14 protein-coding genes are annotated in these 16790 nt (G+C 73.3%); 7 read left to right on the plus strand and 7 right to left on the minus strand.

What is annotated here, in order from left to right; translation table 11 throughout:
• Positions 1 to 96 precede the first annotated feature (96 nt).
• From AB0D32_RS32095 to AB0D32_RS32125, 7 genes are all read right to left on the minus strand, one after another.
• Positions 97 to 1539: a hypothetical protein gene (locus AB0D32_RS32095; protein WP_357098489.1), complete on the minus strand. Its 1443-nt coding sequence runs from the start codon at positions 1537 to 1539 to the stop codon at positions 97 to 99.
• A gap of 174 nt (positions 1540 to 1713) precedes the next feature.
• Entirely contained in the window at positions 1714 to 3051 is a 1338-nt protein-coding gene (locus AB0D32_RS32100) for a pectate lyase (protein WP_357098492.1), read from the minus strand.
• A gap of 305 nt (positions 3052 to 3356) precedes the next feature.
• Positions 3357 to 4598, minus strand: coding sequence for a Gfo/Idh/MocA family oxidoreductase (locus AB0D32_RS32105; protein WP_357098495.1), 1242 nt, complete (start codon positions 4596 to 4598; stop codon positions 3357 to 3359).
• Positions 4595 to 6085: a mannitol dehydrogenase family protein gene (locus tag AB0D32_RS32110; protein WP_357098498.1), complete on the minus strand. Its 1491-nt coding sequence runs from the start codon at positions 6083 to 6085 to the stop codon at positions 4595 to 4597. The genes AB0D32_RS32105 and AB0D32_RS32110 overlap by 4 nt, the downstream gene beginning before the upstream one ends.
• On the minus strand, positions 6076 to 7380 hold the full coding sequence (locus AB0D32_RS32115) for an enolase C-terminal domain-like protein (RefSeq protein WP_357098501.1): 1305 nt from the start codon (positions 7378 to 7380) through the stop codon (positions 6076 to 6078). Before AB0D32_RS32115 ends, AB0D32_RS32110 begins: the two co-directional genes overlap by 10 nt.
• Positions 7377 to 8801 carry a glucuronate isomerase gene (uxaC, locus tag AB0D32_RS32120; RefSeq protein ID WP_357098504.1) on the minus strand — a complete coding sequence of 475 codons (1425 nt, stop codon included), beginning with the start codon at positions 8799 to 8801 and terminating at the stop codon, positions 7377 to 7379. Before uxaC ends, AB0D32_RS32115 begins: the two co-directional genes overlap by 4 nt.
• Before the next feature lie 30 nt (positions 8802 to 8831).
• Positions 8832 to 10160, minus strand: a complete 1329-nt coding sequence (locus AB0D32_RS32125; RefSeq protein ID WP_357098507.1) for a Gfo/Idh/MocA family oxidoreductase — start codon at positions 10158 to 10160, stop codon at positions 8832 to 8834.
• Here AB0D32_RS32125 and AB0D32_RS32130 point away from each other — a divergent pair.
• From AB0D32_RS32130 to AB0D32_RS32160, 7 genes are all read left to right on the plus strand, one after another.
• Positions 10128 to 10364 carry a hypothetical protein gene (locus AB0D32_RS32130; protein WP_357098510.1) on the plus strand — a complete coding sequence of 79 codons (237 nt, stop codon included), beginning with the start codon at positions 10128 to 10130 and terminating at the stop codon, positions 10362 to 10364. The genes AB0D32_RS32125 and AB0D32_RS32130 overlap by 33 nt on opposite strands.
• Positions 10365 to 10399: 35 nt before the next feature.
• Positions 10400 to 11527 (plus strand): LacI family DNA-binding transcriptional regulator, encoded by a 1128-nt coding sequence (locus AB0D32_RS32135; RefSeq protein WP_357098513.1) that lies wholly within the window; start codon positions 10400 to 10402, stop codon positions 11525 to 11527.
• Between the two features lie 19 nt (positions 11528 to 11546).
• Positions 11547 to 12893 (plus strand): extracellular solute-binding protein, encoded by a 1347-nt coding sequence (locus AB0D32_RS32140; protein WP_357098516.1) that lies wholly within the window; start codon positions 11547 to 11549, stop codon positions 12891 to 12893.
• Between the two features lie 28 nt (positions 12894 to 12921).
• Positions 12922 to 13905: a sugar ABC transporter permease gene (locus AB0D32_RS32145; protein WP_357098519.1), complete on the plus strand. Its 984-nt coding sequence runs from the start codon at positions 12922 to 12924 to the stop codon at positions 13903 to 13905.
• Between the two features lie 131 nt (positions 13906 to 14036).
• Positions 14037 to 14798, plus strand: coding sequence for a carbohydrate ABC transporter permease (locus tag AB0D32_RS32150; RefSeq protein ID WP_357098528.1), 762 nt, complete (start codon positions 14037 to 14039; stop codon positions 14796 to 14798).
• The gene (locus tag AB0D32_RS32155; RefSeq protein WP_357098522.1) at positions 14795 to 15415 is read left to right on the plus strand and encodes a hypothetical protein; all 621 of its coding nucleotides are present in this window, start codon (positions 14795 to 14797) and stop codon (positions 15413 to 15415) included. Before AB0D32_RS32150 ends, AB0D32_RS32155 begins: the two co-directional genes overlap by 4 nt.
• Positions 15416 to 15438: 23 nt before the next feature.
• Positions 15439 to 16314 (plus strand): PmoA family protein, encoded by an 876-nt coding sequence (locus tag AB0D32_RS32160; protein ID WP_357098525.1) that lies wholly within the window; start codon positions 15439 to 15441, stop codon positions 16312 to 16314.
• Positions 16315 to 16790: the final 476 nt, after the last annotated feature.

Raw genomic sequence — 16790 nt, forward strand, 5'->3', positions numbered from 1 at the left:
CGGCGGGGTTGTCGGTTTGCTTTCCCCGGGGGGGGGGGCGGGGGGGCGCGCCGCCGCGCCCCCGCCCCCCACGGCACCGGCCCGGGCACCCGGGGGTCAGCCGGCGGCCACCACCTGGTTCGCCGGCTGCGGTGCGGGCCCGCCGACGGGGGCCTGGTCGCCGTCGCCGGTGGGGGTTGCCACCAGCCGGTCGGTCTCCTCCGGCGTCCCCTCGGCAGCGGCGGGTTCCACCGCCACCGGCACCGGCCGGTCGACCCGGGGCCGGGCCGCGACCTGCGGATACTCGGCAGTCTCGGCGCCACCCGTGGCGGCTGCCATGACCGCCGCCGCGGCCAGGTCGGCCACCCGCTTCGCCTCCCGCTTGACCCGGGCGCGGACCTCCTTGGCGTGCTGCTCGGCGGAATCCCCGGCCCGGCGCGCCTCGTCCAGCCGGTGCAACTCGTCGGTCAGCTCCTGCCGGGTCACGGCGAGTCGCTGCTGCACCTCGGCGAACTCGCGCTCGACGCTCCCGCTCTCCTGTCGCGCCTGGGCGAGCTGCTGCTGCGCGGTGTCCAACTCGGACTGCATCCGGGCCAGCGCCTCCCGCCGGTCCCGGATACCCTGCTGCGCTGCGGCGAGCTGCTGCTGATGGGTCGCGGCCTGCTCGTCGACGTGCTGGCGCACCTTGGCCGCGTACTGCTGGGCCTCGGAGATCAGCGTCGCGATCTCCTGCTCGGCCGCCGTACGCTGCGCGGTGAGCTCCCGCTCGGCGGACGCGAGCTGCTCGGCGATCTCCTGCTCGGCGGCGCTCCGGCGCTCGTTGATCTCCCGCTCCACGCCGGCCTGCCACTGGGCCAGCTCCTGCTGGGTCTTCGCGCGCGCCGCCTGCACCTCCTGCTGGATCTGGGCGCGGGCCGAGACGAGGAACGCCTCGGACTCGGCGCGAGCCTGCTCCACCTGCTGGGCGGTCTGCTCGTCGATCCGCCTGGCCTCCTGCCGCGCGTGGTCGTGGGCCGTCTCGCCGGCCGCCCGCAGCCGCTCCGCGGCCTCCCGGATCCGGGCCAGCTCGGCCTGGGCGTTGACGAGGCGTTCCTCGTGCTCCCGGTCGTGCTCCGCGCGCCGCGCCTCGGCCGTCTCCGCCAGCTCCCGCAGCGTTGCGGTGGCCTGCTCACGGGCCTCGGTGAGCGCCCGCTCCGCCTCGGCCTCCAGTTCGGCGGCCCGCTGCCCGGCGGCGTCGGTGATGGCGCCACCCTGCTTCTCGGCCAGGGCCAGGATCTGGTCGACCATCGGGCCGAGGTCGCGGAAGGTCGCCCGGTCCAGCTGGACGGGCCGGTCCCGCAGCTCGCCCACCTCCGTCCGCAGCCGGTGCACCTCGACGCTCACCTCGCGGAGTTGGGCCGCAGCCCGGTTCCGTTCGGCGGCCAGCGCCGACCGCTCGCTGTCGGCCTGTTCGACGTAGCGGTCCACCTGCCGCTTGTCGTAGCCGCGCAGCGTGAGGTCGAAGCTCGGCCGCGAGGCCGCGTCCTCGCGTGCCGCGTACGGGTCGTCGCCGTGGGACATGCACCCTCCTTCGTACGATTCGCGAGCGCCATGCCGGCGGGAGGTCCCGCCCCACGGGCCGTGCTGTGGCGCCACGCTACCGTCGCGGCTTCGCGTGCCCGCGAAAAGGGGTGACCCCGTGCGGCGGCCCCGCGGGCCGGATGGTCCACGGGGCCGCCGTCGCCCTGGTGGGGGCTATCGCCAGGTGATGTCCGACGGGGAGTAGAGGCAGTTGGTGCCGTCGGCACCCTCGCCGATCTCGGTCGGCTCGCTGCCCTTCGGCACGCCCCTGTACTTCACGCAGATCCGGGTCGTGCGGTTCGGGTCGTTGAGGATGGTGATCCGGCTGAACCGGGCGGTGTCGCCCCAGTTCGTGTTGATGCCGGCCAGCATCTTCGTCGAGGTCGCGGTGACGTTGTCCATCACCACGTGCCGCTGGTACGACGTGGAGCAGTTGCCGCACGCCCGGTAGAGCTTGCCGGAGCTCTCGACCCGGAAGTTGCGGATGTGCACCGTGCCCGGCCCGTTGTGCTGGAACACCTTGTCACTCGCGGAGCGCGCGCCACCACCGTCCACCGTGTACGTGGTGCCGCCGCGGAAGGTCGCGGCGTCCTCGCCGACGTCCTCCCACCAGACGTTGACCAGCGTGCAGTTGCCCTCGCAGTGCACACCGTCGCCGGCGGGGGCGCCGATGATGACGTTGCGCAGGGTGGCTCCGGGGGCGAGCACGAACATCGGGTCCTGGCTCTCACCCTGCCCGCCGTCGCCGATGCCGTAGTACCGCTTGAGCCCGCCGTCGAGGCTCACCGGGACGTCGATGGTGGCGTCGACCTTGTGGTTGGACGTCGGCGTGGGCCAGCCCGCCGGCGGGGGCGTGGTCGGCGGGGGCGTGGTCGGGGTGGAGCCCCCGGAGGAGTCGACCGCGACGTCGTCGAAGCTGCCGCTGGCGTACGAGGTGATCAGCCCGATCCGGCCGGCGGAGGCCAGGGCGCTGGTGCCGGAGCCGACCTGGGTGCCGTTGACGAAGCCCCGGATGGTGCTGCCGGCGGTCTCGATGCGCAGCGTGTACCAGCTGCCGGCCGCGGCGCCCACGGCAGCCGAGCCGAGCGAGGTGAGCTGGCTGCCGTTGACCGCCTGCAACTCGGCGCGGCCGGTGCCGAGCAGGGCCAGCCGGTACATCTTCGTGCTGCTGGCCGAGCGGGCGGCCAGGCCCACGAGGCTGCTCGCCGAGCCGAACGACAGCGGCCTGACCCGCGCCTGGACCTGGTAGTCGGTCCAGCTCGTCTGGCCGGCGAACTGCCGGGTCAGCTCGCTGCCCGCGTTGGACTGCCGGAACACGCCGGAACCGTCGGTGACCACCGACCAGGTGCCGCCGGACTTCGACCATCCGCTGGCGTCGCCGTCGTTGAAGTCGTCCGAGAAGACGGTGGCGGCGGAGGCCGACGAGCCCATGCCGGCGGCCAGCACGACGGCGGTCGCCCCGGCGGTGAAGGCCGCCGCCAGGGCACGTCGGTGGGTGCGTCTCAGTTGCATGGTTCTCTTCTCCTTCGAGTGGGTCGGTCCGCGGTCCGTGGCCCGATGGAGGCCGGGACGGTACGTGGTGCGACCGGGACCGGTGCCCGTCGGCCCGCGCGTCGGAGGCCCGGACCCCGGCGAGGCTCGACGGGGAGGTCAGATGCCATGGAAAGCGCTTCCCCGCACGGCTTCAGGTTAGGGTTCGGCGAAGAGAGCGGTCAATGCCCCGCATGTGCAGAAACGTTGCAGTCGATCCGATCGGCCGGTATCGCCCCGACTCGCCCTGGCCGGGTTGACTCCGTCGTGTCCGGTATGGACCCGCGTCAGGCGGGCGGCTCAGTTGCCGTGCGTTGCGGTTCCTCCTGCCCGGTCAGGTCCGTACGGTGCGGCGCGACCGCCCACGGCACCCCCAGTTCCGACAGCAGCGCCCCCTCGTCGGCCGCCCGGCGCAGCAGCCGGTTGACCCCGTGGACGGTCAACATCCGATCCGGGCCGTCGCCGACGGCGGTGACGAGGTCGCCGCCCAGCCTGGTCGGCTCGGGTGCGGCCGTGACCGCCTCCAGCACCGCGGTGAACGGGGCGGTCCGCGCCAGCGGCGCGATCAGCGGCACCGCCGGGTCGGCCCGGTGGGCGAGAAGGTTCTCCAGCAGCCCGCGCCGGCCCGGCACCTCGCGCGGGCCGGCGCCGCCGGGCAGCAGCAGCCGGTCGGTCGGGTACTCCAGCACGGCCCGACCCGCGGTGCCGGTCACGATCACCTCCCCGGCGACGAAGTCCTCGCCGGCCAGGGTCACCGCCGCCACGATCGGCGGTCCCGAGCGGGACAGCACCCGCAGGGTCGCCGTGTCGTCCACCTCGATCGGCCGGACCCGGTAGCGCTCCACCTCGATCCGCGCGGGTTCCACCGGCCCGTCCCCGGCGGCCTCGGCGACCGCCAGGCACTGCATGACCGCGTGCGCCAGCGGGTTGGCCAGGGCGCCGTCCAGCACCGGCCGGCCGTGCAGCGTCCGACGTCCCGCCCACGGCGCCCGCGCGTAGTAGGCGTCGGAGCGCTGCCAGGCCGCCACCGTCGCGATGCCGGTCACGGTCCCGAGCCGCCCGGCCCGGACCGCGTCGGTCAGCTCCGTCAGCGCCGCCGAGCCGAGCGCCTGGAAGCCCACCTGGCAGGCCCGGCCCGTCCCGGCGAGGGCGGCGGCCAGCTCCCGGTGCTCCGCGGTGGAGAGCACCGGGGGCTTCTCCAGCAGCAGGTCGGCGCCCGCGGCGAGCACGTCCAGGGCGATCGGCAGGTGGGTGTGCGGCGGGGTGCAGACCACCACCACGTCGGGTCGGGCCGTCCGCAGCATCTCCCGGTGGTCGGTGTGGACCACCGCGCCGTCGGGCACCGGTGCGGCCAGGTCGTCCTCGATCGGGCGTACGTCGACCAGGGCGACCAGCCGCAGCAGCCCGGCGGCGTGCAGTGGCGCGACGACCCGCCGGTGCGAGCGCCCGTGCCCGTTCGCCCCGACGACCGCGACCCGTGGCACCGCGCCGGGCGGGGGCGACGCGCCTCGCGGGGCGGTGGCCGTCACCGGGCGCCCGCCAGCGTCGCGGCCACCCCGTGCCGTCGCAGGGCGGTCAGCCAGCCGGTCACCTCGGCGCGCACCTCGTCGTCCTCGGCCACCTCGGCGGGGAAGATCTCGCGCAGCGCGAACACCGCGTCGACCGCCCCGGCCGGCGTCGGCGGCCCGGCGGCGAGCGCCGCGCGGATCTCCCCGGCGAGCGGATCGGCCAGCGGCAGAGGGCTGCCGTCGTCGGCGTGGCCCTGGGCGAAGCGCAGCCAGGCGGCGACCACCAGCGCGGCCCAGCGCGCCGACCGCCCCCCGGCACGCAGGTCGGCGACGGTGTGCAGGACCCGCTGCGGCAGCTTCTGCGAGCCGTCCATGGCCACCTGGAGGGTACGGTGGTGGATCGCCGGGTTGGCGAACCGCGCCAGCACCTCGTCACCGTACGCGACGACCGAGACGCCCCCGGGCGGGTCGAAGCTGGCCGCCACGTCCTCGGCGACCAGCCGACGCAACACCGTGCTCAGGTGCGGCAGCGCCAGCGCGTCGGCGACGGTCTCCCGGCCGGCCAGCGCGCCCAGGTAGGCGGCGGCCGAGTGCACCCCGTTGAGGGCGCGCAGCTTCAGCCGCTCCCAGGGCCCGGCGTCGGCGGTGAGCACCGCGCCGGCCCGCTCCCAGGCCGGCCGGCCGCCGGGGAAGTCGTCCTCGACGACCCACTGCCGGTACGGCTCGGCCACCACCGCCGCCAGGTCGGTCACCCCCAGCGCCCGCTCGGCGTCGGCGAGGGTCTGCGCCGTGCTGGCCGGCACGATCCGGTCGACCATGGTGCCGGGGAAGCTGACGGACTCCCGTACCCAGCCGGCCAGCGGCTCCGGCACCCCCGCGTACGCCACGGACTGCTCGACCAGGCCGCGCAGCCGGCGGCCGTTTGCGGGCAGGTTGTCGCAGCTGACCAGGGCCAGCGGCGGGCCCTGCGCGGCGGCGCGGGCGAGCAGCCCGCGCAGCAGCAGGCCCGGGACGGTCACCGGCGCCCGGTCGGTACGCAGGTCGGCGGCGACCTCCAGGTCGGGCCGCAGCCGCCCGGTCACCGGGTCGAGCTGGTACGCCTTCTCCGTGACGGTGAGGGTGACCACCCGGATCGCCGGGTCGGCCAGCAACGCCACCACGGCGGCGGGGTCACCGGCGGCGTGCCGGGTCCCCGCCAGCGCGCCGACGACCCGGGTGTGACAGCCCTCGGCGCTGGTGGTGGTGACGCTGAACAGGTTGTCCTGCGCGGCCAGCGTCGTCACCACGTCGGGGTTGCGCGGCGCCACGCCGACGATGCCCCAGTCGCCCCCGGCCCGCGCCATCGCCTCCTCGGTGTAGACCGCCTGGTGGGCGCGGTGGAACGCGCCCAGCCCGAGGTGCACGATCCCGGCGGGCACGCTGCCCGGACGCAGCAGCGGGCGGCTCTCCGTCGGCAGCCGGCGCAGCGTCCCGAGACCGAGCCGGCCGGCTCCGACGGTCACCGCCACACCGGCCCGTCGGGAAAGCGGAACTCGGCGATCGACTCCGGTCTCATCGTGGAGCTGTAGCCGGGCGCCTCCGGCAGCAGGTAGCGCCCCTCGCGGGTGCGTGCCGGGTCGACGAAGTGCTCGTGCAGGTGGTCGACGTACTCGACCATCCGGCCGTCGAGGCTGGTGCCGACCCGCAGGTAGTCGAAGATCGCCAGGTGCTGCACGTACTCGCACAGGCCCACGCCGCCGGCGTGCGGGCAGATCGGCACCCCGAACTTGGCCGCCATCAGGATCTCGGCGAGCACCTCGTTGACGCCGCCGACCCGGCAGGCGTCGATCTGCATCACGCCGATCGCCTCGGCCTGGAGCAGCTGCTTGAAGATGACCCGGTTGGCGGCCACCTCACCGGTGGCGACCCGGCACCGGCCGTCGGTCAGCCCGGTCACCGCCCGCGCGATGCGGGCGTGCCCGAGGATGTCGTCGGCGTGCGTCGGTTCCTCGATCCAGTACGGGTCCACCTCGGCCAGCGCGGTCATGTTGGTGATCGCCTCGTCGACGTCCCAGACCTGGTTGGCGTCCATCATCAGCAGGGCGTCCGGCCCGATCTCCTCCCGGATGATCCGCGCCCGCCGCAGGTCGTCGGCGGGCGGGCCGCCGACCTTCATCTTCATCGCCCGCCACCCCTGCGCGTACGCCTGCCGGGTCAGCGCCCGGACCTTGTCGTCGGGGTAGCCCAGCCACCCCACGGAGGTGGTGTACGACGGGAACCCGTCGCGCTCCAGCCCGGCGCGGCGCTCGGCCAGGCCGACCAGCCCCCTGTCGAGGATGGCCGCCGCCTCGGCCGGGGTGATGGCGTCGGTGATGTGGTGGAAGTCGACGCTGGCCACCAGTTCGTCGGTGGGCAGCTCGGCGAGCAGTCGCCACATCGGCTTGCCGGCCAGCTTGGCCCGCAGGTCCCAGACGGCGTTGACCAGCGCGCCGGTGGCCATGTGGATGACCCCCTTCTCCGGGCCCAGCCAGCGCAGCTGCACGTCGGCGCTGAGCGAGCGCCAGAACGCCACCGGGTCGGCGAAGATCTCCTCGACGGTGCGGCCGGTCACGTGGTGGGCGAGGGCGCGGATCGCCGCGCAGGTCACCTCGTTGCCCCGACCGTTGGTGAAGGTGAACCCGGCCCCGGTGACGCCGACGTCGGTGCGCAGCTCGACGTAGCTGGCCGAGTAGTCGCCCCGGTTGATCGCGTCCGAGCCGTCGCCCGCGGCGGCGGTCGGGAACCGCACGTCGTGCACGTCGACGGCGGTGACGGTGACACTCACAGGACACTCTCTCCGATCTTGAAGACCTTCTTCGGCAGCCGGTACGCCAGGTCGACGATGGTCTCGGCGGCCTCGTCCTCGCCGAGGCGGTGCTCGGTGACCAGCCGGGCCAGGTAGGCGGCGTCGACCCGGCGGGCCACGTCGTGGCGGACCGGGATGGAGCAGAACGCGCGGGTGTCGTCGACGAACCCGGCGGTGTTGTAGAAGCCCGCGGACTCGGTGACCGACTCGCGGAAGCGGCGCAGCACCTCCGGCGAGTCCAGGAACCACCAGGGCGCCCCGAGGTACAGGGCGGCGTACCCGCCCGCCAGCGGCGCGAGTTCCCGGCTGAAGGTGTACTCGTCGAGGGTGTAGAGCACCACCCGCAGCCGCGGGTCGTCGCCGTACGCGTCGAGCAGCGGGGTGAGCGCGTGCAGGTACTCGGTGGCCTGCGGCAGGTCGCCGCCGACGTCCCGGCCGTGCCGCGCGTACAGCGAGCGGTTGTGGTTGCGTACCGCGCCGGGGTGCAGCTGCATGACGAGACCGTCGTCCAGCGACATCCGGGCGAACTCGAGCAGCATGTGCGCCCGGAACGTCTCCGCGTCGGCCGCGTCGGCGAGCCCGCGCAGCCCCCTGTCGTAGAGCCGCGCCGCCTCGTCCGCGCCCAGCGCGAGGGTACGCGCGGTCGGGTGGCCGTGGTCGGTCGACGTGGCGCCGGCCGCGACGAAGGCCTCCCGCCGCCGGCGCAGCGCCGCCAGGTAGCCGGCGTAGGTGCCGGTGTCCTCGCCGGCGATCTCGCCGAGCCGTGCCACGTTGCCGGCCCAGCCGTCGAACTCCATGTCGACCACGTCGTCCGGCCGGAACGTGGTGATCACCCGGCCACCCGGCCCGCCCCAGCCGTCGGCGGCGAGCTTGGCGTGCTGCCCGAGGTCGTCCAGGGGCGACTCGGTGGTGGCGAGCACCTCGATGCCGAACCGCTCGAACAGCGCCCGGGGCCGGAACTCCGGCTCGGCGAGCCGGGCCGCCAGCTCGTCGTAGACGGTGTCGGCGGTGGCCGGGGAGAGCGCGGTGCGCACCCCGAACACCTCCCGGAAGGTCTGCTCCAGCCACAGCCGGGAGGGGGTGCCGCGAAACAGGTGCCAGTGCGCGGCGAAGCGTCGCCAGATGGTGCGCCCGTCAGGCTCCGAGGGACTGCCGTCGACGGTCGGCACGCCCAGGTCGGCCGGGGGGACACCCTGGCTGAGCAGCATCCGGGTGAGGTAGTGGTCGGGCACGACGAGCAGCCGCGCCGGGTCGGGGAACGGGCGGTCCTCGGCCAGGATCGACGGGTCGACGTGCCCGTGCGGGGAGATGATCGGCTGGGGGGCGGCCAGCGCGTACAGCCGACGGGCCACCGCGCGCTGCGCGGGGTCGGCGGGGAAGAGCAGGTCGGTCGTGGGCACGGGTGGGGCTCCTCGGAAGGTGTTCGTGGCTCAGGAGAGGTCGAGCAGGTCGGCGACCCGGACCGGGGCGCCGGTGGTGAAGGAACGGTTCGCCGCCAGCCCGGTGAGCAGGGCGAGGGCGCCGTCGCGGGCGGTCGCCGCCCGCCCCATCGGGTCCGGCTCGCCGCCGATCAGCACCCGGGCCATCCGGGCGTCGGCGCCGCCGTGCCCGGAGCGGGTGTGCCCCGACACGGGTACGAGCTGCGGCGGCGCCCAGAACGGCCGCAGGGTCAGCGTGGCGGCACCGGCCTCGGCGGCGGCCTCGTCGCCGTGCAACGCCGCGCCCTTGAGCGTCCCGGCAGACGAGGGGCTGACGTGGTCGCTCTCCACGACCTCCAGCTCGAGGCGGCCCCGGCTGCCGTTGACCATCACCCGGTAGCCCTCGTAGGGGCCGTACGCGGTGAGGTGGTAGGTCATGGTCGCGCCGGTGGAGTAGCGGGCCAGCACCGCCATGTCGTCCTCGATGTCCACGCCCGGGGCGAAGACGTTGCGGTCGCGCCGGTAGCCGTCCTCGGTCTCGGCGTCGAGGTAGAGCTCGCGCAGTTTCGGGTGCGCGTCGAGCCGCAGCGCGAACGGGTCGTCGTCGGCGGCGGGGGAGTCGTGCGCCCGCTCGTAGTCGCGGGCGTAGCCGTGCCGGCGGCCGGCCTCGCCGTAGAAGAACAGCCGGCCGGTGGCGTACACCTCGACGGGGGTGGCGTCCAGCCACCAGTTGACCAGGTCGAAGTGGTGGCCCGCCTTGTGCACCATCAGCCCGCCGGAGTGCGCCTTCTCCCGGTGCCAGCGGCGGAAGTAGTCGGCGCCGTGCCGCACGTCGAGCAGCCACTCGAAGTGCACCGAGCCCACCTCGCCGACCGCGCCGTCGGCCAGCAGCTCGCGCAGCTTCTCGTGCAAGGGGTTGTAGCGGTAGTTGAACGCCACCCGCACCTGCCGGCCGGTGTCGGCGACCGCGTCGAGGATCTGCCGGCAGCCGGCGGCGTCAACGGTCATCGGCTTCTCGGTGATGACGTCGCAGCCGGCCCGCAGCGCCGTGTCGACGTGCGCGGCGTGGGTGTCGTCCACGCTGGTCACCACCAGCACGTCGACGCGCTCCTCGGCGAGCATCGCGGCCAGGTCCCCGGCCCGGTACGTCGGCACCGGCCGGTGGCCCAGCTCGCCGAGCCACCGGTTGTGGGCGTCCATGCGGGCCTGGTTGACGTCGGCGAACGCGACGAGCGCGGCGGTGTCGGCGTGGTCGCGCACCAGCGCCCGGACGAACATCTCGGCCCGGGACCCGGTGCCCACGAGGGCGTGGCGGATTCGCTGACCGGTGCTGGACGACATCGCGACCGCCTCCTGATTGCTGCAAAGGTTTGCAGCGAAATAACCATGAGCCGCGCGGCGGCGTCAACGATCGATGTCAAACCGGCGGCATTGATCCGCTTTGATGGGCGTTTGAGCGCGTGGTGGGAGCGTGGCCGCAGCGCATCCGTCATCGTCGACCCGTTGACACAGGCGCAACCGTTTGCATTAATTGGCGACACCTGACGTGACCCCAGCCACACTGGACGAAGGGCCCCGCCGTGCCAGCCACCATCCGAGACGTCGCCCGGGCCTCCGGCGTGCACATCTCCACGGTCTCCCGCACGTTCTCGGCCCCGCACCTGGTCAACCCGGAGACCCGCAGCCGGGTGCTGGCCTGCGCCGAGGAGCTCGGCTACCGGCCCAACCGCGCCGCCCGCGCCCTGATCACCGGCCGTACGCACAACATCGGGCTGATCATCGCGGACATCGCCAACCCGTTCTTCCCGCCGCTGATCAAGGCGGCCGAGAGCCAGGCCCGGCAGCGGGACTACCACGTGTTCGTGGCCGACACCAACGAGGACCCGATCGCCGAGGAGGAACTGGTCCACGCCCTCGCCAAGCAGGTCGACGGGGTGCTGCTGTGCAGCCCGCGGATGAGCAACAGCATGATCGAGCAGCTCAGCCGCGAGGTGCCGCTGGTGGTGATAAACCGGCAGGTCGCCGGCCTGCCGTGCGTCACCATGGACGTCGGCCAGGGCGCCCGGTCGGCCGTCGAGCACCTGCTCGGCCTCGGGCACCGGCGGATCGCGCTGCTCAGCGGGCCGCGCGGCTCGTGGACCAGCCGGGAGATCCGCCGGGCGGCCGGCGTCGCGGCGCGGGCCGGCGGCGCCGAGTTCACGGTGATCGGGCCCAACCAGCCCACCGAGACCGGCGGCGCGGCCCTCGCCGAGCAGGTCCGCCGCAGCGCGGCCACGGCGGTCCTCGCCTACAACGACCTGATGGCGATCGGCCTGATCGAGGGGCTCGACGCCCTCGGGGCGCGGGTCCCGCAGGACGTGAGCGTCGTCGGCATCGACGACATCGCCCTCAGCCGGCTCACCCGGCCCAAGTTGACGACGGTGGCCACGCCCAACGCGGCCGCCGGCCGGACGGCCGTCGACATGCTCCTGCAACACGACACCGTTGCCGCCCGTGGATCACGAGGCGGCCGGGGTGTCACGAGCGACGACCGTCGTACCACCGCACAGGTAATGCTCCAGACCGAACTGGTCATCCGCGACTCGACCGCCGTCGCGCCGGCGGACGGTCGGAACCGCCCCGACGCCGAGTCGGTCATCCCGGGCCCGCATCGCCTTGCGGGCCCGGGTCGCCCGACCGCGGCTACCGGTGGCGTGGTCGCCTCCTAACGCCAAGGAGTGAGCGCACATGCACCCCGCAACGCCCCCCACCACTGGCACGTACGCCGTGCCCGTTCACCGTACCCCCGTCCGCCGACGGCGGCTGATCCGCGGCCTGCTCGCCGCGGTCGTCGCCCTGCCCCTGGTCCTCGGTGCCGCTGGCTGCGGCGACGAGAAGACCAGCACCGACCCGAACGCGCCGGTCAAGCTCTCGATCTTCTGGTGGGGCGGTGAGGCCCGCGCGAAGCTGACCGAGGAGGCCCTCGCCCTCTACACGAAGAAGCACCCGAACGTCACCTTCGAGAAGACCTGGCAGGCCAACCAGGGCTACTTCGACAAGCTGGCCACCCTCACCGCCGGCGGCAACCCACCGGACATCTTCCAGATCGACGACAACTACCTGGCCGAGTACGCCTCCCGCAGCGCCACCCTCGACCTGACGTCCTACAAGGACGCGGGCGACCTCGACGTGTCGAAGTTCCCCAGGAGCCTCTGGCAGTACGGCGTGGTCGACGGCAAGCTCGCCGGCATGGCCGCGGGGGAGAACACCCAGGGCCTCGTCTACAACAGGACGCTGCTGACGAAGAACGGCCTGCCCGAGCCGACCACCGGGATGACCTGGGAGGAACACATCGCCTGGGCCGAGCAGGTCGCGAAGAAGACCAGGGTGCCGGGCACCCAGGACCCGAGCGCCGACTACAAGGCGTTCTGGGTGTGGCTGCGCCAGCAGGGCAAGGACCTCTACAAGGGCAAGGAGCTCGGCTTCACCGCCGAGGACGTGACGAAGTGGTTCGACCTGTGGAAGGGCGCCCGGGACCGGGGCGCCACCCCGACCCCCGACGTCATCCACGAGGGCAACGCCACCGACATCACCAAGCAGCTCGTGGTCACCGGCAAGGCCGCCACCAGCTGGGTCTGGGTCAACCAGATGCCGGAGCTGAAGAAGAACACCAAGGACGAGCTGGGCGTCATCGCCTACCCCGGCGACCCGAGCGCCCAGTGGGCCCGCGCCTCCATGTACTGGTCCGTGTTCAGGGGCAGCAAACACAAGGACGTCGCGGTCGACGTGATGAACTTCCTGGCCAACGACCCCGAGGCCGTCAAGGTCCTCGGCACCGACCGGGGCCTGCCGTCCAACCTGGACCTGCGCCGAGTGGTCAGCGACGACGTGACCGACCCGGCGATGAAGCAGTCGATCCAGGTGGAGTCCGACCTGGCCCAGAAGTTCGGCGAGGCGCCGCAGGTCCCGCTCAAGGGGCACAGCAAGATCCGCGCCGAGCTGACCAAGGCCGCCGAGAGCGCCCAGTACGGCCGGGCCAGCTCCGCCCAGGCGGCGGAACAGTTCCTCAACGCCTGCAAGTCCGCCATCGCCTGACCCTGACGCAACGGAGAGGAACCGGCTCGTGGCCCTGACCACGGCGCCCGGTCCGACCCGACGGCGTACCGGATCCGTCCCGACCCCCGCCGGCAGGCGCGGGGCCGGGCGGGCCCGGCACGGTGACGGTCTGGCCGGCTACGTCTTCCTGTCGCCCTGGCTGCTCGGCCTGCTGGCCGTCACGGCGATACCCATGCTCCTGTCGCTCTACCTCAGCTTCACCGACTACGACATCCTCACCCCCTTCTCGGAGGTGCGGTGGGTCGGTCTCGCCAACTACGAGCGGATGTTCACCGCCGACCCGTCGTACTGGCACTCGGTGCGGGTGACGCTCACCTTCGCCCTGGTCGCCGTGCCGCTGAAGCTGGCCGCCGCGCTCGGGGTGGCCCTGCTGCTCAACCGCGCCTGGCGTGGCGTCGGGCTGTTCCGCGGCCTGTTCTACCTGCCGTCGCTGCTCGGCGGCAGCGTCGCGCTGGCCATCGTCTGGGTGAGCATGTTCAACCGCGAGGGCGCGGTCAACTCGCTGCTGGCCGTCTTCGGCATCGAGGGCAAGCCGTGGGTCAACGACCCCGACTGGGCCCTGGAGACCCTGATGGTGCTCGCCATCTGGCAGTTCGGCGCGCCCATGGTGATCTTCCTGGCCGGCCTCAAGCAGGTGCCCACCGAGCTCTACGAGGCGGCCTCCGTCGACGGCGCCGGCAGGTGGCGGCAGTTCGTCGCCGTCACCCTGCCGATGCTCTCGCCGGTGATCTTCTTCAACCTGGTGCTGGAGACCATCAACGGCTTCCAGGGCTTCACCGCCGCGTTCGTGCTCAGCAACGGCACCGGCGGCCCGGTCGACTCCACCCTGATGTACACGCTGAACCTCTACATCACCGGCTTCACCGACCTGGAGATGGGTTACGCCTCCGCGATGGCCTGGGTCTTCCTGGTCGCCATCGCGATCATTACCGCGATCTTCTTCAGCACCGGGCGGTTCTGGGTGCACTACTCGGACGGGGAGGACCGGTGACGGCGACGGCCACCCCGGCGGCAGCTCCGGCGGCGACCGGCCCGCGCGGTCCGCGCCGCAGCGGTGGGCAGGCGGTACGCCTGCTCATCCTGATCGCGATCGTCGCGGTCGTGCTCTACCCGCTCTTCTGGATGATCGGTACGTCCCTGAAGAGCCAGGAGGAGATCGTCAACAACATCGGCCTGCTGCCGAACGAGTTCACCCCCGGCAACTACGTCGACGGGTGGACCAACTTCGACCTCAGCTTCGGCCGGTTCTTCCTGAACAGCGCGATGGTCAGCCTGCTGACCGTGATCGGCAACGGCATCTCCTGCCTGCTCGCCGCGTACGCCTTCGCCCGGCTGCGGTTCCGGCTGCGCGGCGTCTGGTTCGCCGTCATGATCGGGACGCTGCTGCTGCCGGGGCACGTGCTGATCGTGCCGCAGTACATCCTGTTCCGCAGCCTGGGCCTGGTCGGCGGCGAGTGGCCGTACCTGCCGCTGCTGATCCCGCAGTTCCTGGCCACCGAGGCGTTCTTCGTCTTCCTCATGGTGCAGTTCATGCGGGGCATCCCGCGCGAGCTCGACGAGGCCGCCAAGATCGACGGAGCGAACGCCTTCGGCATCTTCCGGCACGTGATCCTGCCGCTGAGCCGGCCGGCGCTGGTCACCACGGCCATCTTCTCGTTCATCTGGACCTGGAACGACTTCTTCCGCCAGCTGGTCTTCCTCTCCGACCTCGAGGACTACACCGTGCCGGTGGCGCTGACCCTCTTCATCGACTCGACGAGCCAGAGCGCCGTCGGGCCGATGTTCGCCATGTCGGTGCTGTCGCTGCTGCCCGTGTTCCTGTTCTTCGTGGCCTTCCAGCGGATGCTGGTGGAGGGCATCAACACCAGCGGGCTCAAGGGATGAGGCCGCACCGGGACGACGGGCCGGCCCGCCGCGACTGGCGGGACGTGCTCACCGACGCCACGGACCTGGCCGTGCTCGGCATCGCGCTGACGCTGGCGGCGCTGCCGGTGCTCACCGCGGCGGCGGCCGTCGCCGCCGCCAGTGCGGCCGTGCACGACCGGTACACCGTCGGCTCCTGGCCGTCCGCCCGGGAGAACCTGACCCGGTACGGCCGGGCGCTGCTGCCCGGCGCGGCGGTGAGCGTGCTGGCGGTCGCCGCCCTCGGCCTGCTCGCCGTGAACGTGGCCGCGCTGGCCGGCGACCGGGTACCCGGCGGCGCACCGCTGCTGCTGGTCACCGTCGTGGTGGCCGCCGCCCTGGCCGGTTACGCCGCGCTGGTGGTGGTGGAGGTCGGCCGCCGGGGCGGGCGCGGTTGGCGGGAAGCCGCCCACGCCGCCACCGGGGCCTGCCGTACCCATCCGGGCACCTGGGCCGCCGCCGGCGGGGTGGGCGCCGTCGCCGCGCTGCTCGCCGTGCTGGTCACCCCGGTGGCGCTGCCCATCCTCGCCGGGTACGTGGTCGCCGCCCTGCACGCGGTCGCCCGGCGGGTCGCGCTCACCCCGGTGGGTGAGTCGTGACCGGGGATTACCAGGAGCTAAGCGTGGTTGCGGACGACCGGGAGGCCGGCGTGACCGGGAACGACCGGCAGCTCAGCGTGGGCGACGTGCCGGTCGCCCGGTACGTCGTCGACCCGGCGATCGACCCCCGGCACGGGCCCCGCCCGTACCTGCATCCCGTGCGCACCCTCGGCGGGACGGTGGTCACCGACGCGTTCCCGGCCGACCACGTCTGGCACCTCGGCGCCTCCCTGGCCGTGCAGGACGTCGACGGCACCAACCTCTGGGGCGGGCGCACCTATGTCCGCGACGCCGGCTACACCTGGCGCGACGACCACGGCCGGATCGCGCACACCAGGTGGGAGAACCGCGACCCGCAGCGGCTGGCGCACCAGCTGGAGTGGCGCGACCGGGCCGGGGCGGTGCTGCTCACCGAGCGGCGCGAGCTGGCCGCACAACGGGCCGGCGAGCGGGCCTGGGCCCTCGACGTCGGGTACACGCTGACCGCCCCCGCCGACCGGGCCGTCACCCTCGGCAGCCCGGCGACCAACGGCCGCCCGGGCGGCGCCGGCTACGGCGGCTTCTTCTGGCGGGCGGTCAGCGCGACCCCCGCACGGGTGTGGACCGCCACCGCCGAGGGGGAGGAGGCGGTCAACGGCAGCGCCGAACCGTGGCTGGCCTTCGGCGGCACCGGGCCGGACGGGGTCGCGTACACCCTGGTGCTGGCGGGGCTGGGGGAGGGCGACCGGTGGTTCGTCCGGACCGCGATGTACCCGGGGATCTGCGTGGCGTTCGCGTTCGACCGGCCCAGGGCGATCGCCGCGGGCGCCAGTCGATCGGGCCGGCACCGGGTGGTGGTCGCCGACGGCATGCTGGACCGGGCGGCAGCCGACGTGCTGGCCGGTGGCGGGATGGTGTGACGCGGGACGCCCCCGGCGGATTTGACGATCTTGCCGCACGGGCGTAACTTTCTCTCTGCCAGCGCGGAACGGACGAACAGGGCGAAAAATCCCTGGCCAGGCCGGAGCGCAGTGAGACCGTCGGTCCGGGTGGGTTCGCCCGTCGGGGCCGGTACGGGCGGTGCCCCGAGTTCGTCGCGAGGCGGATTTGGTGAGGCGGAGCCGACCGGGTAAGGTTCACGGCCGGCAGGAAACCGGGCGAGCTCGCGGGAAATCGCGGAGCGGCCGGTCTGCCGAACTTCCTGAAACAGTCGGTGTGAGTCGGCGTTTTCGGGATGCCCGGAAATGGGGTTGAAGTGGTGTGGATCGCTACAGAGCGGTTTGACGCGGCGGAAATCACCGGGTAGCGTAGTAAAAGTGCCCGGCGCGGGAGCGGCGGGGATGTGAACGGTTTGCCTCGGTTGGGGTTCCACGGTGTGGGGTTCTGGTCGGTGTGT

The organism is Micromonospora sp. NPDC048170 (genome assembly GCF_040652795.1).
Classification (GTDB): Bacteria; Actinomycetota; Actinomycetes; order Mycobacteriales; family Micromonosporaceae; genus Micromonospora.

Bases quoted from the DNA above. Each gene is read 5' to 3' on its own strand.
- AB0D32_RS32095 (WP_357098489.1), bottom strand. From the start codon at position 1,539: ATGTCCCACGGCGACGACCCGTACGCGGCACGCGAGGACGCGGCCTCG.
- AB0D32_RS32100 (WP_357098492.1), bottom strand. From the start codon at position 3,051: ATGCAACTGAGACGCACCCACCGACGTGCCCTGGCGGCGGCCTTCACC.
- AB0D32_RS32125 (WP_357098507.1), bottom strand. From the start codon at position 10,160: ATGTCGTCCAGCACCGGTCAGCGAATCCGCCACGCCCTCGTGGGCACC.
- AB0D32_RS32140 (WP_357098516.1), top strand. From the start codon at position 11,547: ATGCACCCCGCAACGCCCCCCACCACTGGCACGTACGCCGTGCCCGTT.
- AB0D32_RS32150 (WP_357098528.1), top strand. From the start codon at position 14,037: ATGATCGGTACGTCCCTGAAGAGCCAGGAGGAGATCGTCAACAACATC.
- AB0D32_RS32155 (WP_357098522.1), top strand. From the start codon at position 14,795: ATGAGGCCGCACCGGGACGACGGGCCGGCCCGCCGCGACTGGCGGGAC.